The 21,835-nt window shown below is 45.1% G+C and carries 30 protein-coding genes; all 30 read left to right on the top strand.

Going from position 1 to position 21,835, the window contains the following annotated elements:
* Positions 1-588, top strand: a 588-nt coding sequence (locus B2899_RS14145; RefSeq protein WP_286886662.1) for a DNA-methyltransferase, incomplete at its 5' end; no start/stop codon positions are given.
* Between the two features lie 211 nt (positions 589-799).
* On the top strand, positions 800-1,036 hold the full coding sequence (locus tag B2899_RS14150) for a hypothetical protein (RefSeq protein ID WP_286886664.1): 237 nt from the start codon (positions 800-802) through the stop codon (positions 1,034-1,036).
* Positions 1,037-1,081: 45 nt separating this feature from the next.
* Entirely contained in the window at positions 1,082-1,969 is an 888-nt protein-coding gene (gene terS / locus B2899_RS14155; protein ID WP_286886666.1) for a phage terminase small subunit, read from the top strand.
* On the top strand, positions 1,950-3,341 hold the full coding sequence (locus tag B2899_RS14160) for a terminase large subunit domain-containing protein (RefSeq protein ID WP_286886668.1): 1,392 nt from the start codon (positions 1,950-1,952) through the stop codon (positions 3,339-3,341). Before terS ends, B2899_RS14160 begins: the two co-directional genes overlap by 20 nt.
* A 15-nt stretch (positions 3,342-3,356) precedes the next feature.
* Positions 3,357-4,883 (top strand): phage portal protein, encoded by a 1,527-nt coding sequence (locus B2899_RS14165; protein ID WP_286886669.1) that lies wholly within the window; start codon positions 3,357-3,359, stop codon positions 4,881-4,883.
* Entirely contained in the window at positions 4,880-5,788 is a 909-nt protein-coding gene (locus B2899_RS14170) for a minor capsid protein (protein ID WP_286886671.1), read from the top strand. The genes B2899_RS14165 and B2899_RS14170 overlap by 4 nt, the downstream gene beginning before the upstream one ends.
* Before the next feature lie 54 nt (positions 5,789-5,842).
* On the top strand, positions 5,843-6,034 hold the full coding sequence (locus B2899_RS14175; RefSeq protein WP_286886673.1) for a ribosomal-processing cysteine protease Prp: 192 nt from the start codon (positions 5,843-5,845) through the stop codon (positions 6,032-6,034).
* Positions 6,035-6,051: 17 nt separating this feature from the next.
* On the top strand, positions 6,052-6,717 hold the full coding sequence (locus tag B2899_RS14180; RefSeq protein WP_057898506.1) for a hypothetical protein: 666 nt from the start codon (positions 6,052-6,054) through the stop codon (positions 6,715-6,717).
* Positions 6,718-6,732: 15 nt separating this feature from the next.
* Complete coding sequence (locus tag B2899_RS14185; RefSeq protein WP_286886675.1) at positions 6,733-7,689, top strand: phage major capsid protein; 957 nt, start codon at positions 6,733-6,735, stop codon at positions 7,687-7,689.
* Positions 7,690-7,718: 29 nt separating this feature from the next.
* Positions 7,719-7,862, top strand: coding sequence for a hypothetical protein (locus B2899_RS14190; protein ID WP_204244859.1), 144 nt, complete (start codon positions 7,719-7,721; stop codon positions 7,860-7,862).
* Positions 7,837-8,178: a DNA-packaging protein gene (locus B2899_RS14195; protein ID WP_286886679.1), complete on the top strand. Its 342-nt coding sequence runs from the start codon at positions 7,837-7,839 to the stop codon at positions 8,176-8,178. Before B2899_RS14190 ends, B2899_RS14195 begins: the two co-directional genes overlap by 26 nt.
* Entirely contained in the window at positions 8,166-8,558 is a 393-nt protein-coding gene (locus tag B2899_RS14200; RefSeq protein WP_286886681.1) for a hypothetical protein, read from the top strand. Before B2899_RS14195 ends, B2899_RS14200 begins: the two co-directional genes overlap by 13 nt.
* Positions 8,558-9,103 carry an HK97 gp10 family phage protein gene (locus B2899_RS14205; protein ID WP_057898509.1) on the top strand — a complete coding sequence of 182 codons (546 nt, stop codon included), beginning with the start codon at positions 8,558-8,560 and terminating at the stop codon, positions 9,101-9,103. Before B2899_RS14200 ends, B2899_RS14205 begins: the two co-directional genes overlap by 1 nt.
* The gene (locus B2899_RS14210; protein WP_286886684.1) at positions 9,096-9,557 is read left to right on the top strand and encodes a hypothetical protein; all 462 of its coding nucleotides are present in this window, start codon (positions 9,096-9,098) and stop codon (positions 9,555-9,557) included. The genes B2899_RS14205 and B2899_RS14210 overlap by 8 nt, the downstream gene beginning before the upstream one ends.
* Positions 9,554-9,751, top strand: a complete 198-nt coding sequence (locus B2899_RS14215) for a hypothetical protein (RefSeq protein ID WP_057898511.1) — start codon at positions 9,554-9,556, stop codon at positions 9,749-9,751. Before B2899_RS14210 ends, B2899_RS14215 begins: the two co-directional genes overlap by 4 nt.
* Positions 9,752-11,188, top strand: a complete 1,437-nt coding sequence (locus B2899_RS14220) for a phage tail sheath N-terminal beta-sandwich domain-containing protein (protein ID WP_286886688.1) — start codon at positions 9,752-9,754, stop codon at positions 11,186-11,188.
* A gap of 11 nt (positions 11,189-11,199) precedes the next feature.
* Entirely contained in the window at positions 11,200-11,601 is a 402-nt protein-coding gene (locus B2899_RS14225; protein ID WP_057898513.1) for a phage tail tube protein, read from the top strand.
* 21 nt (positions 11,602-11,622) lie between these two features.
* Positions 11,623-12,051 carry a phage tail assembly chaperone gene (locus tag B2899_RS14230; RefSeq protein WP_286886692.1) on the top strand — a complete coding sequence of 143 codons (429 nt, stop codon included), beginning with the start codon at positions 11,623-11,625 and terminating at the stop codon, positions 12,049-12,051.
* A 199-nt stretch (positions 12,052-12,250) separates the two neighbouring features.
* Complete coding sequence (locus B2899_RS14235; protein ID WP_286886694.1) at positions 12,251-14,779, top strand: phage tail tape measure protein; 2,529 nt, start codon at positions 12,251-12,253, stop codon at positions 14,777-14,779.
* A gap of 21 nt (positions 14,780-14,800) precedes the next feature.
* Entirely contained in the window at positions 14,801-15,424 is a 624-nt protein-coding gene (locus B2899_RS14240; RefSeq protein WP_286886697.1) for a hypothetical protein, read from the top strand.
* Positions 15,425-15,434: 10 nt separating this feature from the next.
* The gene (locus tag B2899_RS14245) at positions 15,435-16,427 is read left to right on the top strand and encodes an XkdQ/YqbQ family protein (RefSeq protein ID WP_286886699.1); all 993 of its coding nucleotides are present in this window, start codon (positions 15,435-15,437) and stop codon (positions 16,425-16,427) included.
* Positions 16,424-16,891, top strand: coding sequence for a DUF2577 family protein (locus B2899_RS14250; RefSeq protein WP_286886700.1), 468 nt, complete (start codon positions 16,424-16,426; stop codon positions 16,889-16,891). The genes B2899_RS14245 and B2899_RS14250 overlap by 4 nt, the downstream gene beginning before the upstream one ends.
* Complete coding sequence (locus tag B2899_RS14255; protein WP_286886701.1) at positions 16,888-17,322, top strand: DUF2634 domain-containing protein; 435 nt, start codon at positions 16,888-16,890, stop codon at positions 17,320-17,322. Before B2899_RS14250 ends, B2899_RS14255 begins: the two co-directional genes overlap by 4 nt.
* A complete protein-coding gene (locus B2899_RS14260) occupies positions 17,319-18,428 on the top strand; it encodes a baseplate J/gp47 family protein (protein WP_286886702.1) in 1,110 nt (369 codons plus the stop codon). The genes B2899_RS14255 and B2899_RS14260 overlap by 4 nt, the downstream gene beginning before the upstream one ends.
* Entirely contained in the window at positions 18,425-19,075 is a 651-nt protein-coding gene (locus B2899_RS14265) for a putative phage tail protein (protein WP_220558957.1), read from the top strand. Before B2899_RS14260 ends, B2899_RS14265 begins: the two co-directional genes overlap by 4 nt.
* A gap of 3 nt (positions 19,076-19,078) precedes the next feature.
* The gene (locus B2899_RS14270) at positions 19,079-19,399 is read left to right on the top strand and encodes a hypothetical protein (RefSeq protein WP_246615629.1); all 321 of its coding nucleotides are present in this window, start codon (positions 19,079-19,081) and stop codon (positions 19,397-19,399) included.
* Positions 19,399-20,160 carry a hypothetical protein gene (locus tag B2899_RS14275; protein WP_220558956.1) on the top strand — a complete coding sequence of 254 codons (762 nt, stop codon included), beginning with the start codon at positions 19,399-19,401 and terminating at the stop codon, positions 20,158-20,160. The genes B2899_RS14270 and B2899_RS14275 overlap by 1 nt, the downstream gene beginning before the upstream one ends.
* On the top strand, positions 20,160-20,879 hold the full coding sequence (locus B2899_RS14280) for a hypothetical protein (protein WP_220558955.1): 720 nt from the start codon (positions 20,160-20,162) through the stop codon (positions 20,877-20,879). Before B2899_RS14275 ends, B2899_RS14280 begins: the two co-directional genes overlap by 1 nt.
* A gap of 14 nt (positions 20,880-20,893) precedes the next feature.
* Positions 20,894-21,262 carry a hypothetical protein gene (locus B2899_RS14285; protein ID WP_220558954.1) on the top strand — a complete coding sequence of 123 codons (369 nt, stop codon included), beginning with the start codon at positions 20,894-20,896 and terminating at the stop codon, positions 21,260-21,262.
* Positions 21,263-21,471: 209 nt separating this feature from the next.
* Entirely contained in the window at positions 21,472-21,600 is a 129-nt protein-coding gene (locus B2899_RS14290; RefSeq protein WP_286886707.1) for an XkdX family protein, read from the top strand.
* Positions 21,601-21,835: the final 235 nt, after the last annotated feature.

Here is a 21,835-nt window from a genome sequence, read left to right on the forward strand (position 1 = left end):
CTTGCGGCAGATGGTCGGGACTCCATTTTAAATGACGACATGTCCGATGAAGATTTTATCGTATTTCTCAATTACATATTTGCTAATTACGCCGCGATCATGGAACCGAACGCGGCGATTTATATTTTTCACCCGTCTTCGTACCAGCGAGAGTTTGAGAACGCAATGAATGCTGCTGGAATTGTGACTCGTTCACAGTGTATCTGGGTGAAGAACGCACCGAGCTTTGGTTGGGCGCAGTACCGGTATAAGCACGAGCCAGTATTTTATGCACACATCAAAGGGAAAGCGCCAGCCTGGTACGGTGATCGAAAGCAAACGACGGTGTGGAAGGCCGGGCTACCGGTTGAGATTCCGGCACCGGAAACCGTATGGGAAGTGTCGTGTGGCAATGTGACGAAGTATGTTCATCCGACACAGAAGCCGTTGGATTTGTTAGCGATTCCGATTGGCAACAGTAGTAAGAAAGGAGATATTGTTGTCGACTTCTTTGGTGGCAGTGGTTCGACGCTTATGACATGCGAACAGATGGGCCGCGAATGCCGAACACTCGAGCTGGACCCGGTATTCTGTGATGTGATTAAGTAGCGATTCTATGAAGCAACCGGTATTGAGCCGATACTCGTTTCTCGCATCGATGAAGTGGCATAGCGCCTGAAAAGCAAAAGGAGGACGCTGCAAACGCCCTCCTGATAAGATGCCGGGTACACCCCCGACGAAGGATAGCAGAACACCGTGGCCACGGAAGGGAAAGCTGCTATCCTGTTTCCATTTTACATGGAACTCGGGGGTATATTCAATGAAAAATACAAACGAATATTCTTGTTTTGGTGATAAGGAAAATTTACTGCTGCAGCATGAAATAGAGACGATGGAAAGCATCGTGGAGTCGAAGTCAAAGTATCGAAAAATCATTCATGCTGGCATTGCACGATGGGTGAAAGATTTTCAAGAAGGCCGGATTGAAATCAAAACGGTCGATGATTTAAAGAAGCTGATTGAAATTGATTTGGAGCTGCAGCGAGATAACTTATAAAAACAAACTCAACTCAAACCAGATTATGGAGGTGGGTGAAATGTAGTGGGACGAGAAAGAAATCCGAATCGAAGAAAAGCGTTTGAAATGTGGAAAGAGAGTGGCGGAACGTTAAGTTTAAAGGATATTGCCGCTGCTTTAGGCGTAGCTGATGGAACGGTCCGAGGATGGAAGAACAAAGATAACTGGGAAGAAAGATTAAATGGAACGTTCCAATCAGAAAAACGGAACGTTCTAAAAAATACGAAACGTTCCAAAAGGAAAGGAGCCCCACCTGGAAATAAAAACGCAATAGGGAATAATGGTGGCGCTCCACCGGGGAACAAACGGGCTGCAGGAAACAGTGGCGGTGGTGCACCGCTAGGTAATAAAAATGCGGTAACCACTGGCGAATACGAATCTCTAATGTTGGATTTGCTAGATGATGAGGAAAAGGAACGGTTCGATGCCATTCCGACCGACCCACTTGTGCAAATCGATTTAAAAATTCGCGAGCTCTCCTGGCGCGAGCACAGGATGATGCAACGTATTAAGCAAAAGGAGAACGGTCTGACAGAGAAACAGCGGCGTGTTCTGCAGGAGTTGCGCAAAGTGAAGGATGCGGTCACTGTGCACGATGAAAAGACTGGCCAGACGAAAGTGGTTCCGGTGCAGCGTGAGGAATTGGTCACTACAGAGATTGAGGAAACGGAGTTCCGTGCCATCGACGATATTTTAAACATTGAAGAAGCACTCACCCGCGTCACTGATAAGCTGCTTAGAGCAATTAAGCAGAAGCATGAGATGCTGGAAGCAGACTATAAGCGGGGCATTGTCAATGAAAGACTAGCAATAGAAAAAGAAAAACTCCATCTCTTGAAGAAATCAGACCAAGATGAGCAGCCTACACAGATTGTTGTGCGGAGGTGGACAGATGATCATTCTGGAAGTTAATCCTTTTGTTGACTGGACGCCGCATGCCAAGCAGATTGAAGTTATGGAATCTAACGTCAGGAACCTTGTGCTGAATTGTGGCCGCCGTGGTGGAAAAACGAATGTAGGGGCGCGTAAGTTCTTCGACCGTATTCTGGAGGATATCGAAAAAGGAAAAGGTCTACCGTACAAGCCGCCGAAGAATCTAAAGCTGATGAAAAAGCCCAAACCGCGCCTGGAATACTGGTGTGTGGCACCGACTTATTCCATGTCCGAAATTCAGCAAGAGGAATTATCCTGTGTAATTCCGGAAGAAATGCTTGAAAGCTGGGACCTATCCAAGAACCGGATATGGTTGAAAGGATATATCCTCATTCAGTTTAAGTCCGCTGACAATCCCAAAACACTGGTTGGTAAAGGGTTGGACGGTGCCTGGTTGGACGAGGCCAGTAAGATGAAGGAGGAAACGTGGTCCGGATATTTATCATACGCACTTGCCGATAAAGGTGGCTGGACGATATGGACAACCACGCCGGAGGGAATGAACTGGTTTTATGAGGATGTGGTACTCAACGGCCAGTATACGGATGCTGGCGGCGAACCGGGCGATTACCGCAACGATCCGGAATGGAAAAATTTTTACTGGACGAGTAAAGATAATCCGCTGCCGGAGCTACAGAAGAATATTCAACGCATGATTGAAACCATGCCAAAGCGATACGTAGACCGGGAGATTTATGCCCGGTTTGATGTGTTTTTTGGGCAGGTTTTCGAAGAGTTTAATCGCTCTATTCATGTGGTTCCGCGTCAGCTATGTGAAGAGAAATTTAAAAATGGTGATTTCGTCCACATTGAAGCCGGGAAGGACTGGGGCTTCTCTAATCCTGGCACGACCATTGTGGGTGCCATGACCGCAAACGGCGAGCTTTGGATTGTCGATGCGATTTATAAACCGGGAATGGAGATTTTAATTCCTGGTTCGTCTGATTGCTGGGTTGAACAGGATAAAAAGTTGATGAAGAAATGGCGCATTTCTCGTTTTTGGTGTGACTCTGAGAACCCAAGCAATATAAAAACATATCTGACCAATGGATTGCCTGCCAAGGCCGCGCAGAAGCATTTGAAAGAGGGGCTACGCGCCGTTGCTTCGCTGTTTCCGGTGAAATCGGATAATGGACGGCCAAACATTTTTATCAGTGATCATTTGAAAGAGGTAATACAGGAATTAACGAATTATCGATACCCGGAAGACGCGACAGGGGACAAAGCGGAAATCCCTGAGGGGGATGATCACGCAATGGACGCACTGCGTTACCTTGTATGGAACAGTAAAACGTTCCATCAGTTGTTGGTTAAGCGATTTAACATGATTCCGTGGAAGATTGCTGCATAGAGGGGGTGAAAAGCCATGCAAACGATGCTGATTGAGCAGTTTTATCAGGAAAACAAAGAAAATAACACATGGAAATGGGTGCTCGATGTAATTCGAAAGCATCAAACGCGGGATTACTCCGTTATGCGGAAGTATGTAGACGGCGAGCATGACATCCTGAAGCAGCCAGAAGAGAGAGGGAAGCCAAATAACCGCATTGTTGTGAACTTCGCACGGAAAATTATTGATTTTAGTACGTCTTATATTGCCAGCAATCCGATTCGCTATGCGCCAAACGCGGAAAAAGAAGGGCTGGATGAGTTTGTTGAAAAGCTACAGGCGATATTCGTTGATAATGATGAAGAAAGCAGTACGTACGAACTCATTGAAAATGGTTCCATCGATGGTGAAGTGTTCGAATACTATTATTTTGATGAAGATGGCCAGATTTGTATGACTCCGTTTACGGCAGACGAATGCATAGCTGTTTATGATACAACGGTAAAAGCCAAGCTTATTGCGGTCATTCGCTATTATCACGTGTGGAATGATGCGGCCAAACGAAACGAGCTCCGTGTCGAAGTATATGATGAGCATGAAATTAGTTATCTAAAGCAGGAAGGGGAATCCCTTGTGCTGGATACTTCCCGCCCGGATAATCCTTATCTTCATAAGATTACAGTGCTCGTGACGGATCAGGATGGAAAGGTGAAACCCAAACCGGTTGTTCCCTGGACGCATTACGTGAATCGTCCACGTAAGCATCAGGCAGCGCGGGATGATGGCATGATTGAGGGGATGGGGGACCTTGCTGATTTAAAGAACCTGTTTGATGCGATTAACAAAGCCATTACCGGAAAGGTCAATGTACAGGAGTATTTTAAAAATCCAAAAATCATGTTTGAAGATCTTGATCTGGATGAGTTGATTCTCTATGACGAAGAGGGCAATCTGATTACCGACGTGGAAAGAAAGCGGCAATATCTCGCAAAGATGTTTTGGACTTCTCATTTTCTTGTGGGTAGTAAAGCCGTACCGATTACATGGGATTTACAGGATCAACATGAGGAAAATACGATTAACCGATTAATAGAGTCTTTGCTTGACCAATCCGGTACGCCGCATCTTCGCCCGGATCAGGTGGGAAATGCGCCATCTGGCATTGCATTAAAACTCATCTTTTATCATGCAGATATTAAAGCCGGAATTAAAATGCGGCAGTATGGCAAGGGGCTGCGAAATCGACTGCGGATACTTACGGGCATGCTGAATATGAAATACAGGAAGCAATGGAATTATCAGGACATTGATATTAAGTTCAGCAAGAACATGCCGGTCAACATTGTAGAGATGGTCGATATCGTCACGAAGTTAATAGGCGAGTTATCGCATGAAGAACGTTTGGCATTACTGCCGTTTGTTGACGATCCTCAGGCATCACGTAAGAAGTTACTAGCCGAACAGGAAGAAGAAGCGCAAAGGCGTATGGCCTTAATGGACCCGCTGGCCGTGGATAATGAAGAGGATGAGGACGAGAATGGCTTACTGGGTGATACAGCATGAGCCGGGAAGAACAGTATCAGATTGATTTAGAAAAGCGCATTGCTACATACGCGACTCGTCTGAAAAAACTTTTCGGCAGTGTAACCAGCAGCATCATTAAGGAAGTGGCCATGCTGTATGCAAAGCATGCCGAAACAAACGAGGAATATCCTTCTTTCTTATACAGTGCCATTCAGCTTGAACAAATTATGCAGATGATACAAAAGATTCTGTTCGACCTTGGTGCGCAGGAAGAAGCACAATTACGGGCTGTATGGGGGGAAGAATACAAGCGAAGTTTATATCATCACCTCTACTTTATCGAGGAGGACTTTGGGGTTTCGGTAAACGTACCGATGCTAAACGGCCCGATGATATTAGCGGCGGTTGAGCATAAGTGGGAAGGGCGGCATTTTTCCAAGCGAATCAGGCTCAGAACCGACCTTTTAGCTGCTGCTATTGAGGATGTTATTACCCGTGCTTCTGTGCAGGGATGGGGCGTTACACGCACGTCAAAGGAAATCATGATTCGCACAACGGAAAGCTGGTCCAATGCAGTCCGGCTGGCACGCACTGAATTGAACCGAGCTGCAGCTCAGGGACAAAGTCTGGCATACCAGGCGAACAGCGACATTATCGAAGCAAAAGAGTTTTGCGCCACGCTGGATACCAAAACCTCTAAGGTGTGTCGCAAAGTCGATGGAAAAAAGTTCCCGTTGGATTATGATACACCGGCAAATCCGGGGAAAGAGGGAGAACGAATCCCAAATCACCCGAATTGTCGTTCGTACTGGCGGCCGGTGATGAAATCGAAAGTGCTAGAAAGTCTTGAGCGTGAACGTGCGTATAAGTTTGGAAAAGAGAGCGGATATACAAAAGCTCGAACGTATGAAGAATGGGCAAAAGAAAAGGGAATAGCCACATAACAAGCATCCCAATCAAACGGGTGTTTTTTTATTGTCTTAAAAGGGGGAAGTGAATTGATTCATATCACAGCGAAAATGGCTGATGGTCAAATGAAGATAGAGGCAGTAGGGCATTCCAATTACGCGGAACATGGCAAAGACATTGTTTGCGCTGCTGTTTCTGCTATTATGCAAACCGCTTTGCTTGGGCTGCAGGCAGTCGCTGAGCAGTACCCGCGGCATGTTTCTTTAAAAATCACTGAATAAGGAAGGAGAAAGAAAAGATGAAGAAATTCTGGATGTTTAACATTCAAAGATTCAGCGAAGGGGGTGAGGGAGGAAGTGGAGGCCAAGGCGGAGACGGAGGTGCCGGAACTGGTAGTAACGGAGGTGGTAAGGGCGAAGCAGCTGCAGGTGGTCAAAACAATGGAGGCCAAGGCAGTGAAAATAAGCAACCTGCAGTGTCTTTCCAGACGCAAGAGGACTATGACAAAGCTTTGCAGGGCGCTGTCACCGATTATTTGAAGTCGTTAGGCATTGAGAAAGCAGAAGATTTGAAGGGAATTATCGAGGCCCATAAACAAAAGGAGGAAGCCAATAAAACAGCAGAAACCAAGCTTGCAGAGCGGGATGCGGAACTAAAAACAGCAAACAGCACAATCCAGTCCCTACGGGTGGAGAATGCATTTATTCTGGAAGCCATTAAACAGGGGATTGACCCGGAAAAACTGTCCGATGCGATTCGCCTGGCTGACCTGTCGAAAGTAGAAGTAACAGATGGCGGAAAAATCAAAAACATCGATAAGCATGTCAGTGATTTGGTTGCAGCTAAACCTTGGTTGAAGGCGGATGGAAAGCCTACAGGTCAAACGCCAGAACAGAAGCCGCCGAGCAATACAAAAACAAGCATCCCTAATATTTCAGACCTGCGCAAAATGCAGCGTATTTAAGGAGGATATATGCTTATGTATAAATCAAAAATGAAAATGAATCTGCAGCGTTTTAATGGTACTGGAGCGCAATTAAGTAACGAATTGACGGGCCTTATTCCGGAAGAAACGTCGAATGAAATCATTAAAGATGTTATCCGCGGCTCTTCCATTATGAAGCTGGCGCAGCTAGAACCAATGACAACGGCCACAAAGAAAATCCCGGTGCTGCTTGACGGTCCGGGCGCTTACTGGGTTGGTGAGGGCGAACGTATTAGTACCAGCAAACCAACCTGGGCGCAGGTGACGCTTACGGCTAAAAAGCTGGCGGTCATTATCCCAATGACAAAAGAAGCGCTGAACCGTGCGAAAATCGATGTATTTGAAGAGTTAAAGCCGCACATCGCGGAAGCATTCTATACCAAACTTGATGCAGCTACCCTGATGGGAACGGACTCTCCGTTTGCGACAAACATTTTATCTGCAGCAGTAAACGCAGGAAATGAATTTACTCGTGGCTCGGTAGCTGGTCAAAACCTTGCCGATGATGTAAACAGTGTAATGGCGTTAGTGGAAGCCAGTGACCAGGAACCGCGCGCGTTTACGGCCCATTTCGGACTTAAAGCATCGCTGCGTGGCCTGAAAAACTCCAATGGAGACCCTCTTTACTTGTCCAGCATCCGGGACGGTGTAACGGAGGACTCTTTATACTCCTTGCCGATTGAATACAGCCGTAACGGTGCCTGGGATAAAACAAAAGCAGATTTGATTGCGGGTGACTACAAAAAGTCACGTATCGGTATCTTGCAGAATATCGAATATGAAATTCTGAAAGAAGCGACGCTGCAGAACACGCTGGGAGCAGATGGTAAGCCACTCTCTCTTGCTGAGCAGGATATGGTTGGTTTAAAAGCAACGTTCCAGGTGGCGTTCTTGGTCGTAAAAGAGAGTGCCTTTGGTGTGCTGCGACCTATTGGGTACGTAGCATCATAAGATAGATACCCAGAAAGGAGAAGAGAGGCATGAAGCCCAATGATATCGTTTCGATTGTGAAGGGAAAAGAGAAGTTGCAGGTTACCCGAAAAGCGTTTGAGGTCATTTATGCAGCGCTCGGATACAAGCTCGAAAGAGAACCAGTGAATGCCGATGGCGATTCTGACAAGTGAGGAATTTCTCGGGTTTTATCCGGAGTGTGCATCCTGGCCAGAAACGAAGGTTAACGGGGCTGTTCTGCGGGCAAATGTTTATGTCGCTGGTCAGGTGGTAGTGCCCAACCCGGTTCCTGAGGATTTGAAGCTGGCCACAGCGATGATTGCTAAAGGAGGCGCGGAAGAACGGACTCTACGAAGCGTCTCCCAGGGCACCTATTCAGAATCGTATACGGATGTGAAACTGGATGACCAAATCGAGGGGATTCTTCGTAAGTATGGTAAGAAACCACCGGAAGAAGTGGCGGTGAAGCAAAAACTATGGCTGATTTAAGTCATTATGAACGCCTGCTGTGTCATTCTATGACGGTATATGATTTACAGGGAGCAGCAGAAGACGCCTTTACTGGCGGTAAGTCAGAAAGTCGTGAGTGGGTCCCTATCGCACGGCATATCCCCTGTCGTGTTGGCGGCTCTCCGGCGCAGATACAGCAGCTAACCGGCAGGCAAGCGAGTGCACAGGATTTCCTTTTGCATACCCTGTATGCTGGTTTAAAGCCGGGGATGCGAGTCAAAATTGAACAGCCGGAGTTTGCAGATGACCTCTATGAAGTAGGAAAGCCAGTGCCGGTTTATGGCGCGGAAAGCCTGCATCATTATGAGGTCGTTATTCGCTTAATTGACGCTGTAACCGGTGGGGAAGATGAAATCTAATGGCTAAAGTCGATAAGAGAGAGTTAGAACGCCTATATCGTCACTTGAAGGAGAACTCAGCAGATGAAGTAAAAGAGGCTGTGAGCCGTCTAGCTAGAACGGCTGGATATGGGGTGCTAAGAGGGGCACAGGATCGAGTTCCGGTGCGCGATGGTGTTCTGCGTCGGTCTCTTTCCGTTGGCCGTTCTGATAATGTTTTTGAGTTCTCCATGAAAGGGAGTCATGCTGATATTACCGTGGGTACGAATGTAGAATATGCCCGATACGTGGAGGAAGGGTTTACCCAGCGAAAAGGCCAGTTTGTGCCGGGGTACTGGAAAGGTGGAGAATTTCGATATGATCCGAATGCGTATAAAAAATTCCTGCAAGAGCGGAAGAAGGGCAATCATCCGAATCTAACCGATTATGGCATCATTCTCACTGGACAGCGTATCCCTGGGGTTCGTTATCTGGCTCGCTCGCTGGCCGAAATCGAGGCGGTTCTTGATGATCTGGCTTATGAGGAGCTGGAAGATTTGGCAAGGAGGTTGTTCCAGGATGGGTGATGATACATTATCCATTCGCCACTGGTTGTATAAAGTAACTGGGATACCAACGGAGTCTCTCGCTATTCCAAAGGATTTTGAACGGCCGATGTGGTTTGCGGAAGAGCCGATTCGTCTACCGGAACCCTACCGGCCTGATGCTTATCGGGAGAAAGTCACACTGAATATAATTTTGCTGGCAAAGGATGCGGTGCAATTAAAAAGTGTGGTAAGAGCTGTACGACAGGATTTAGCTGATCGAGGTTGGGTTTTACCGCTATTTAATGAGGAACGTCAACAAGTCGGCTATTTAAGGGAATGCCGACCAACGTTTTGGAAACCGGATGGCTTAGACCAGACGATGGAACTGAAATGCATGGTATATATTCCGTATACCCCGATTGAGTATGATCCGTTATTAGAGTTTTACAGTAGATATGATCCTGTATTACGTAAGGGGGGGACAATAGAGTGACGACAAAAAGAGAAAAGAAGCAAGAAGCTACGGCTTTTAAGCATAAAAAGGAAGAGTTTATGAAGGTGGCAGAGCAAAAGTTCGGATTAACACGGACACAAGCGATTGCTGCCTTTTTTAATGCACCAGAGGAAATGACACTTGAAGAGGCGCAAGAGCTCGTAAACAAATTTAAAGAAAGGACGGTGAAGTAGATGGCGGGCATTTATCAACCGGGTGAGGAAAAGGTGCTCTCTGGAGCATATTCTTTTCTCAAATCATTCATAGAGGAGCAAACCACCCCAGGACTACGCGGAAAACTTGCATTGCCTATAGTAGCCGATTGGGGGCCAATTGGTGAATTTGTTCGGGTGCGAAATAAACAAGCCGCTGTAAATATTTTTGGTGAAGTAGAAGACTTTGACTTAATTTGGGCGGACTCCATTCGACCTTCTTCCATTTCTATCCGTCCGACACAGGTATTGCTTTATCGACTAGCGGGAGCAAGTGCAAAAAAAGCCTTCCTGATTCTTGTTGGTCCAAGCGGAGATTGTATTCGAGTTGAAGCTAAATATGAAGGAGAGTTTGGCAACCGTCTCAAAGTAGCTGTGCAGCCGAACCTTATGGATGCTGCTTTGATTGATATCTTAATTTATCTCGATGCCGAACTGGTAGAAAGCCAAACAGGTGCTACAAATGCTGAGCTTGTAGCTGCATTTGCCGGAAGTGAATATGTGACTTTAACTAAAATATCCGATGAACTCCCTATCCCGAACGCTGGTACAAACCTAGCAGATGGGGACAGCGGAAAGAGCGTTGAGGCTACCAAGTATACTGATTACTTGGACAAACTCATTACAAAAAAAGGGGAATATGGCGTTTTTACACTCGGGGTTGCAGATGCGGCATTAAATGCGGCAGCTCAGGATTGGACAGATGAACAGCGGTATAAAGGGAACTACATTAAATTCGTCTTTGGTGGTGATGCAAACCGGGATAAAAACAAAGCCGATATTATCCAAGCTTCAAAAGATGCGAATCATATGGCCGTTATTAACGTAGGAAGCGGGGTTAAATGGAGGGGAAAAACATACTCAAGTTCCAAAGTTGCTGTTTATATCGCTTCTCTTGCTGCCGCTATGCCGCTTAATTACACAATGGCGCTATATATTACTAACTTTGATGAAGTAACCGTTGAGTGGGATCAGGATACGGATTTAATTGATTTAATTGAAGCCGGGACACTGATGCTGAGCAAAGATAATGATAAAGTCATCATCCAAGAGCCGGTTAATACTCTAACTGTTCCGGGGCCGGATCAGTCCAGTGATTTCGGTAAGATTCGTGTGGTTGACACGTTTGACAGCATCTTGTTAGCCGAGGAAGAAGCGGGGAAAGAGTGGATTCGTAAACAACCAAATACAAACAGCCCTGCACGCCGCGCCGCCTTTTGTCAAATGATGAAAGAAAAGGTGTTTGCTCCGCTGGCCGCTATTGAAGTTATTGCACCTGACTACGAGTATATGGAAGACCCTCTATATTATGGTCAGGATGCTATATATACTCCAAAACGCTCGGCTGGTCACTTTGTAGCTGGCTTTAGACACCAGGATGCACTTGAGAAAATTTACACCTACAACAAAGCGAAATGAGGTGATGTAGCATGGCTGAAACGTATTCTGGTACCCATGGTCATTTCTATGACCAAAATGGGAATGAATTAACAGAAGCAATCGAATTCGAACTAACAGAGGAGTTTGAAAAAGCACAAAGTAAGCGGATGGGTAAGCTGCGTAGAAGTAATCGAGTTACCGCTTCCGATGTTACGATGTCGGTCACTTTCGAAAGAACAGCCAATGTACAAGCACTCATCCGTTATCTTGCAGAGAACCCGGAGAAAAAAGTAAATTTCATGGGACGGATGGATGATCCTGTTGCCGGAAAATATGGGGTTGCGGTTACCGGGTTCTCTCCGGATTCTCTGACACTGGCTAAATGGGCACACGGTGAAATTGATGAAGATACACCGCTGGAAGGTACCGTGGATGACTATGAGTTTGTGTAAAAAAGAAAGGGGAATGAAGTGATGAGTCAGTTTTTAACGATGGAAGAATTTCTGGGTATGAATACGGAAGTTGATACAAAATCGGAATGGAAATGGGAGCGAAAAGACGTTGTAATCCCGATTCGCTCGGTTCCAGGTGATATTTACTTCAAGGCACGTAAAGCGGCGATGAAGATGTCGGTAACGGGTCGAAAGAAAAGCGCAGAGCGCAAGGTAGAGTTTGATGAGTTGAAGCTAAAATCGGAAATCATTATTGCAGCTATCGATAAGGAGCGGACAAACTTCCATCTGGACTCTGCCCAAGTGCTGGCTAAGTATAATAAAGTGGCGGCTTGTGATGTGGTATCATGTGTATTTACGCCGCGTGAAATCAATGATCTGTATGAAAAAATCGAATCCATTAGTGATTTCAGTACGGATGAAGAAGAGGAAGAAGACGTAAAAAACTAATTAAAGAGAGCCCAGAGCTGGCTCTCTTTTCGTATATCTGGCAGGAAAAAAAGAAGTTTCCGTCGGAAATTTTGTCTCTACCAGAGCGAGAAAGGCAATTTATTCTCGTTTCTACGGTTATGGAGATTGAGAGAAAAAACGAAGAAGCGAAGAAAGCGCAGAACCAGCGGCGTTTTAGGAGAGGAAGGAGGCGATAAGCGTGGCGGTAACAACAACGCTCTCATTTCAAGAGAAAATGTCCAAGCAGCTTGCCTCCATCCTCAAATACCTGGGAGATGTAATTGATGCGTTTGATGATGTAGAAGATGCAGCCAATCATGTAGAAGATGCGCTCAATAGCATGGATGATTCCGCTATGCAGCAACTGGAACAAGCAACCACCAATGCTTATCGTGAAGCCGATAGACTGGCACGGGAATTAGATGAAGTGGATCGGGAAGCTGCCTCCATTAGCTCTACTAAAATGAGAGAACTAGAAGCGTCAGCGAAAGAAGCAGCGAAAGCCGTCGATGAGGCGGCTGATTCTGTCGCGGATATGGAAGAGGCAGCAGATGGGGCCGAAACATTAGCAGGTGCAGCACTGGGTGGCGGATTGGCCATCACCGCAGGACTTGCGGGAGCTGCTGCTTCAAGCTATGAAATGAGTCATTCACTGGATATGTTACAAGCGAAAGTGGATGCTACAGATCAGCAAATGATAAGTATGTCTGACTCAGTAAAAAAACTATACATGTCTGGCTTAGTAGAGACACCCACAGAAGCTGCAGAAGCGTTTAGCCGTTTCCGTCAATTGCTAAAAGGTACAGATGAGGAGATTCGTAAGACGGCAGAAGGGGCGCTGGCATTGGAGAAAATGTCAGCGGGAGATTTGGATCAAGCAAGCATTGCAAAGGCGGCCAATGCCATGCAAATGCAATGGGGAACCGATGGTGTAAAAGCATTGGATATGATTACAGCTGCCTACCAGCGTACCGGGGACAAAGCAAATGACTTGCTGGATACCATCTGGGAATACAGCCCACAGTTTAAAGAAGCCGGCATTAGTGCGGAGAAGATGATGGGTATGTTTATAGCCGGTGCGGAAAAAGGGGCTTTTAACTTCGATAAACTTGGCGATGCGTTCAAAGAAAGCTTCGGTATCCGGTTAAACAAAGCACTGGATGAGAATGCACTGGGCGCTCTGGAGAGCATCTTTGGAGAAGATAAGCTATTCAAGATGCTTGACCAGATTAAAGCTGGAGGAAAAGAAGCAGAAAGTGCGATTATGGCAATTACAGCTGGTATTGCCTCGATTAAAGACCAGAAGCTGCAGGATGATGTGCTGAGTAATATCTTCGGCACACAATATGAGGACTTAGGACGCGACGCTGTATTGGCTATGATGAACGCAAAACCGCTCGATGACTTTGCCGGAAAGTCACAGGAAGTGATTGATAAGACAAAAAATGAATGGATTGCGATGGCGAATGAAATGAAAACAGCCATTCAACCTATTGGAGATACCGTTTTAGAAATTGCGCAGCCAATAGCTAAATGGCTGGCAGACATGGCCAAAGGAATCGGGGATTTTGCAGCACAGTATCCATTTCTTACAAAAGTGGTCGTTTCTTTCTTTATGCTGCTTGGAGTTCTCCTGCTAATCGCTACTCCGTTTTTGCTTCTCATTACGATTGGTTATGCGTTACAAACCGTAATTGGAACCATGAGCGTGGCGATGGGTGGATTCGGAATCGCGTCACTATCTGCACTCTGGCCTGTGCTTGCTGTCATTGCCGCTGTTCTTCTTTTGATTGCTGCTGGATGGTGGCTTTATGATAACTGGAATGTTGTCACACAAGCGTTGGCTGCTGGGTGGCAATGGGTTAAAGATACAGCGATAGCGGCATTTCAAACGCTTATGGCGTTCTTAGTATCAGCATGGGAGTACATTAAAAGTACGGCTCTGGCAGCGTTACAGTGGATGGTAACGACGGCTACTACCACGTGGGAAACGATTAAGACAACGGCAATGACAGCCTTTCAAGCACTAGCCACGTTCCTATCAACGATATGGCAAAATATCAAAACATCTTTTATTAACGTATTTACCGGGATCGGTTCATGGTTAGACGGATGGATTAGCGGTCTTTTCAGTAGCGGTCAAAAAATCGTGACTACAATTGTTGATGGCATTATGTCGGTAGCTGGAAAAGTGGGCGAAGCAATTAATAAAGTATTTTCGATTGCCGATAAATTCTTGCCACACTCGGACGCAGATAAAGGTCCTTTCTCGCGCCTGACAGACAGCGGTATGGCCATTCCAGAAACGATGGCCGAAGGAGTGGCTTATGCCAGTAATGCATTACCGGATGCCCTCAATGATGCTTTCGGGAACGTAGCACTTCATCCGAACTATGCTATTTCGGGTATCCCTGATATTCCAGAGGCGCAACTTTCTTCTATCAACACTGAATTTGTCCAAGAACCGTATAGGGCACCTACGTATACGCCTTCTTTCTCACCTTCTCTTGTCCCTTCTAACGCTACTTCGTCAGGTGGAGGAAGCAATACAGTGGGTGGTGGTGCGGTGTACATTACGATGACAAATCAGTTTCATTTGCCACAGCTTGCTACACAGGGAGTAGATGGACAAGTGGACATGGAGAAGACAGCGAATGAAATCGCAGAAATCATTGCGAAAAAACTACAGCACATCATGGCCGGTCATGGAACGGTCATTCTTGAATGATCTACCGGGGGGTGAGGACGTTTGAAAGAAAAACATCTTGAATTCTGGCTGTCTTGGAATAACGGAACGGAGAAGTTACGGTTGCCCGTCCTCCCTCCAAAGATTTCTGTTAAGATGGATCATACTTTTTATGATATCGATCTTGTTGCCATTGGCGAAGCGACCATTATTGGGGAACCAAAGCTAAAAGAATACTCGTTTTCTTCCGTGTGGCCAGAAACCTATGATCCTGGATTGTGTGATTATGCCGGATTTCCTTCTCCAGAAGAATTTGTGGCTACCATTGAGCGGTGGAAAAACACAGGTTGGCCCATTCGTTTTGTAATAACTGGCGAAGGAAAAATCAATACAGCAGCGACGATTCGTGAATTCTCTTATGACTGGGATGGATTTGATATTGAGTATAGTCTAACGCTGAAAGAGTATCGCTTCATTACACTGGAATCCACCAATGTAAATCTTACTTTTCAGGCACCAAGCGGAAAATGGAAGCCTCTTCCGGCATCAAAGGATGAGAAAGGCAAAAAGAAAAAGGGAAAGCGGCCGGATACGAAAGCGGCCAAGGTTTCTTCTACGAAAGAAAAAAGTAGCAAGGAAAAGCTGGTAGACAAGTATTTAGCGCGTGGAAAGCCAAAATTGAAGTGAGGATGAGAGAATGAAGCCGAACTATGATTATCGAATTCATATACAGAAGCGAGGCCAAAAAGCAATCATCCTTCCTTTTTCAGAGGCTACCTGGTCAGGGGGAAGACAGGAAGCCAAGCGCACATTAGAGATTAAACTTCACCAAGGACGCGACAAATTCTGGCCTGATCCAAAGGTGCAAGAGGGAGACTTTGTAGAACTGGTCTCTTTCTTTACAGGCTTACCTCGTTCCTTATTTTCGGGTATCGTGATTGATTTAAATAAAAACGCAAAGGGCGATATTTCTCCTGTTGCTTATGACTACGGCTACTATTTGTTGAATAACGATGTCGTGGCTATTACCACAGGGGAGCCAGCTGATAGGCTGCTTCGGCGTATGTTCGAACAAGTAGGTATTCCAATCGGAGGTGTTGGTTTAATGCCACCTGTAGAAAAGCAGGTCATTCGGGGCAAGAGTCTTTGGGATGCAACAGCCGATATTTTAAACCAGATATACAAAACGCACGGTGTTCGGTATTGGTGCTGGATTGAGAACGGAAAAGCCTATATTGGCACCCAGCGCGGTCAAACGAAGCGGTGGAAGATTGAGCAAGGCGGGGCTTTACTGGATGCCAGTCGGAAGCGTTCCATCGCTGGTATGCGGACCGTAGTAAGGGTAATTGGGGGAGATGACAAGTCGAATGCTTTGCTTTACGAAGAGTCAGATGCGCCCGGTATGAAAAAATACGGGAAGCTGGTTAAGGTCATCGAGGTACAGGACAAAAATAAAGGCAGCGCCGTTTCCCAGGCTAAGCAGGAATTGAAGAATTTGAGCAAGGTAAAAGACGAAGCCTCGATTTCCTCCCTCGGGATTGATGATGTCATTTCCGGTACAAAAATAGAGGTGTACGAAGAGTTTACCGAATTAAAAGGAATTTATACCGTTTGGTCGGACAGTCATACGATTCGGCCGGGTTATCATGAAATGAAGCTGCAGCTTCAGATGGAGGAGGCGGGAACATGAACGGATTTCAGCAATTAGCTGGCGTTTTACAACAGTCATCATATAAGAGCCGGTCAAAAACAGAAGCAAATCATACATCTCAGGATTCGGGTGAGCTGCGCTTGGAATTAGGCACTGTTCTTGTGCCTCCTCCGGATTTATCTATACAAATCGATGGATTGTCAGTCCCGATTACCAAGGAGTTTATCGTTGTTGCGGAAGACTTGTGCAGCCATAAGAGAAAAGTCAGCATTCGAAACCAGGGGAAAACGAAAATGTATAGCGAAAGCGTTGATGACTTATACCCCAAACTGCCACCACAGAGCAGCCATGATTACAAGTATATAGAGCTAAGCAACAGTGATTTCGAATTAATTGAAGGAGAAATTGAGTTTTTAGACGAGCTTAAAAAAGGCGATCGGATTATTGTGGCTTCTTGTGATTCTTTATATTTTATCTTGGATCGGGCGGTGAGATATACATGAGTGTTTTTCCTGAATTCCCAGAATCAGCCCAAGAAACTCCACAGGAGGAAGAGATACGCTCCTTACGTACCTATGCATTTGATATAAATACCGGGAAGTTTATTCTCCAATCAAATGGAAAGCCGGTCATTATTGATGGTGTAGAAGCGCTGGAACAAAACGGACAGAAAGCTCTTAGTACCGAGCGCTATGTTTTTCCGATTTATACCTCTGATTACGGCCATGAATTAAAACAGCTTATTCGCTCGGATGGTACCCGGGAATGGAAGCAAGCAGAGGCTGAGCGTTTGGTAAAAGAGGCGATTGAATATTTGTATGGCGTTGACCGCTGTGAAAACTTCGAGTTCGAATGGGTAGGAGCGAGTTTGAAGATTAACTATGTTATGATAACTGATGAAGGCGTCATTCCTCAGGAGGTGTATGTGGAATGATTGCGATCCCGACAGAAGAAGAAATCTTCAATCGACTAATCACAAATTACCTAGCTATTACTGGTCCGATGAATGTGGATGAGGGCAGTATTCCGTATGATTTTTTAAAACCTGTATCGTTAGAGTTTTATTATGCTTACCAATTTATCCAGGCTCTTTATTATGCATTATGGGTGGAATACGCAGAAGGGGAAAATTTAGATTTAGCGGTTAGTGTGGCAGGAATAGAGAGAAAACTTGCTACAAAGGCACGACTTACCCTTCCACAATTAAAATTTGTTGGCATACCAAACTCAGAAATTAGAGCTGGAACCCGATTCATGACAGAGGGAATATCCCCTCTGTTTTTTGTTATTCCGGAAACAGTCGTGTTAGACAGTAACGGTGTAGGCTTTGGCTTGTTGGAGGCTGAACGAGCAGGAGCAGCATGGAAAATCACAGCCGGTACCACACTTCTTCCGGTAAATACAATTAACGGTTTACAAAGTGTCGAATTACTCGGGAATTTGGAAGGGGGTACAGACGATGAATCGGATGAGGAGTTGAGAAATCGATACTGGCAAAAGGTGCGTCGTCGAGCTACTTCTGGGAATGGAGCTCATTACATTGAATGGGCACTCGAAGTTCCAGGTGTTGCTGCTGCGCGAGTATTTGAAAATGTGGACGGGCCGAATACGGTCCGTGTGGTTTTACTTGGACAAAACGGAACGTCTCCAGATAGTACGATTGTAGAAAATGCGCGCCGTCATATTCTTTCTCAGCGACCTCTTGGCCCTGGTGATGACGGTATATTTGTTATGGCAGCATTACCAAAAGTATTCAATTTCTATTCGAAGGTACGTCTACTAAAGAATTACAGCATGGAAGAGGTGACAGCGTCGTATAAAAAAGCACTACAATCGTACTTTACCGAACTAATGGAATATGAAGATGTAGAGATGGCATCAAGGACTATCATTCGCACGAAAACAGGGGCTCTTCTCCATAGCGTTAGTGGTGTGGAAGACTATGATGAACTGACTATCAATGGAGAAATGACCAATCAAACGATTGACTCCTTTGAAATTCCTGTAGTTGGCACCGTAACACTTGAGGTGATGATATGAGTCAGCGATTAATTCATATCGTTCCGCCTTATTATCGAAAAAATAAAGAAGCAAATGGAATTTTTGGTGCAGTAGAAGGGGAATCGGAGAGGTTGATTGCTTTTGCCCTGGATGTCATTCGTCAGGGTAATCCTAAAACAGCTACATGGGGGCTAAACCAGTGGGAGAAGGAAGTAGGGTTGCCGGTCGCTCCGGAAAGCGTACCTCTCGAATCACAGCGTGCCAAGGTTATTGCACGATTGAATGTTCCTGACGTAATCACACCTTTTTCAATGCAGCGAATGATTCGTGATTATACAAAAAATAAACAAGCACAAATTGTAGAGTACGGACGTGAAAAACGATTTGAGATTATTGCAGACTTGGACCAAATTGCAGATTTTGAAGGCATGTCGCAGATGGTATATGAGATGCGGCCAAAACACCTCAGCTATTCAATTTCAGGGAGAGTTGAAACAGATACCATTGTAATTTCTGTCTCTGCGCGTCAGTATGATATCGAATATCCTATCTGCGGGGAATTTTACCCGGAGGATGACTTAGAAGGCCGTATTTATCAAGAAACTCTGCTTTTAGGAGCGACAGAACGCCATTATTCGGTAGAGTATCCTGTATGTAATGAATTCTATTCTGAGGAAGGGGTGTAGAGAGTGGCAAATGAACCAATCGTACAACCGTTACTGTTGGAATTGTTGCGCGATGATTTGAGTAATCACGTTGCCAGTGCACTTATCAATGTAGATGGTCAATTACGAGCCTTTCCTATTTTTAAAACCGCTGTACATGGTCTGAAAATAACGAAGTACGTTTATCTTGATAATACTACTCAAGGGCAAATTCAAAGCGCATCACTTATTAACGGTGAAGGAAATACGCTTGTACATAAGCCAGTCTCTATTACAAAGACAGAGACTGGTTTACTTATTGCCTTTGAATTTGAACTTCAGCTGAAAGTGGAGGTAGGAATGTAATGGCGTATGAAAAGACAAACTGGGTAGACCATGTGGTAGATCCAGGAGAAATCGATCCGGTTACCGGACAACCTAAAGTCATTCAGCAAGGGACACGGTTCACAGCTGCACGAGCCAATAAAATAGAGAAAGGAATTGAAGATGCCCATATTATGGCGGAAAGCTTGGCTCGGGAACTTGGTGGCAGTTTTGTAGCGTCTCCACCTGGAAGCGAACCAGGGTTTATTTTTTCTTCTTTCGATCTTACTGCAAGTTGGACGGCTGGCATAGGATACGTGAATGGTGTACGTTTCGAAATTCAAGCAGGCTCTATTGAATTAAACGCTACCCAGGGGCAGTATATTTATCTTGATACTGACGGAGTGATAAAAAAGACAACTTCCCAGGCAACGGCGGACGCTAAACTTCCCCTTTGGTATTTTGCGACGGATGCTTCTCAGGTCATTACTTCCATAGATCGAAGGAAAGCTGTTAATCTTTCCGCGTTCCTTAAGGTCGGGACAACAAATCTGGACGTAAATTTTGTCCAAGCCATTATTCAGCAGGCGGATACAAGGACGATCGTTCTCACTTACACCAATGGGGATTTAACAAGGGTGGAAGAAAAAGATGGAACAACGGTTGTGAAAGCAACAGATCTTACCTATACGTCTGGTAAATTAACAAAAGTTAGGGAAACGGTTGGGGGAAAAACCATTACGCAGACACTGAATTATGATGCAAACGATAATTTAACATCTGTAGCGAGGAGTGTGGTTTAATGGATGCGGTAACGCTTAGTCAGGTGCTGGAACTACTCAAACGAACAGGGAAAAATACCGATGCAGCGGGTACGACGACCCTATTTGCACGGCTTGCTCAAATTGCCGAGTATACTGACCAACTTGAAGCGTTTGTTGATACCCTGGAAACAAAATTAGGATTGAATACTGATACTGCCGGTACTTCTACTGTGTTTGCTAGACTAGCACAAATTGCGGCGTACGTGGATACATTAGAGGGTTCTCTGGGGCAGACTGGAGATGCAGCTAGCGGTACTGGTTCTCTACACGCTAAAATAGCGGACATCAAGAATTATCTAACTGGTACACTGAATCCAAATGTGCTAACACATACACCAAAGATGACTACTATTGGGTATGTCAATACTGTAAGCAGCATATCAACCGGCTCATCTGACACGATACTAGTTAATTATAGTGGTGCAGGTATATTGACTGCCCTATCGGTAATACCAACAAATAGCTACACATGTACCGGTACAATAGAGGTAGTGGCTGATGGGGCGGTAGTATTTTCTGCACCAATAAAACAGACGGAAAGTTCAAATCCTAATTACTACGTTAACTATCCTACGTCCGTGCAATTGGGTGCTAATATATATTTCAAAACCTCTCTCATAGTACGAGGTCGTGCATCGTGCTCTAGTTGTAGCGGTGGTTGTTTGAGTATTCATTGGTCAGCATCCATAAGTAAGTAATAGGGGGCAATCGGATGGAAATTATCGTGAAAGACTATATCGTATATGAAGTAATACAGGGCATTGAATTCTATAAATGCCCATTTCTGAAGTTCAAATGCAATGTCACGCATCTGAATGCCAAAGTAGGTACGGAATATATTCTACATTTCGAATTAATAGATTATGAGGGAAATTTGGTAGATATTAACAATATTAATCAAGAAGTGGTGTTGTCCATATGTCAAACCGATTGTATATTTTCAGCAGAGTATAATATGGATAGCAATACCATTGACGTAACAATGTCATTCCCGGATGAGGGTCAATATCTCATTGACTTCAAGTCTGGAAATGAATTGCCAGTGATGGCACATATACTAAGTGTGGAGGTCACGCCGTAATGAGGTTTGAAGTTCGCAAGGAGCCAAAAAATCAAGCGGGATTAGAACGAGAGATTGCTGAGCAGAAGGATGTCAAGTTAGGTCAGTTCATTGTCGTCCAAGTATTAGAGAGTGCACGATCGAAGCAAGAATTACAGATAGTGAAGTCCAAATTGGATGCATTGGGCAGGGGTATTACATCACTATTGTTGAAATGATGGAGGTGTGCTATGAATTACGAGTTCTGGAAAGCAGCATACGAATTTGGGTGGGCATCACCAGAGCAAATACAAGAAGCAGCCGTACTTGGACTAATCACACAGGAGGAGGCAAGTCAAATTATAGGGACGACTCAATAACAAACGTCTTTCCAAATGGGGAGGCGTTTTTATTTTGATAAAGAGAGATTTATTCTAGCCGAAATTTGATGAATGATTCTAAAACAACTGGTTAAAAATACAAAATATAGCAAGTGGAAATCTGAATGAAAGTTGGTGTTCTATGCGCCTTTTAATCAGAAAATGGCATCAGTTTCGTGCTAGGTATTATGAATTGTTGTTAGATGGATGTACTGACCCAAACTAACATGGCTTG

The sequence above is a fragment of the Aneurinibacillus sp. UBA3580 genome (assembly GCF_002375825.1).
Lineage (GTDB): Bacteria > Bacillota > Bacilli > Aneurinibacillales > Aneurinibacillaceae > Aneurinibacillus > Aneurinibacillus danicus.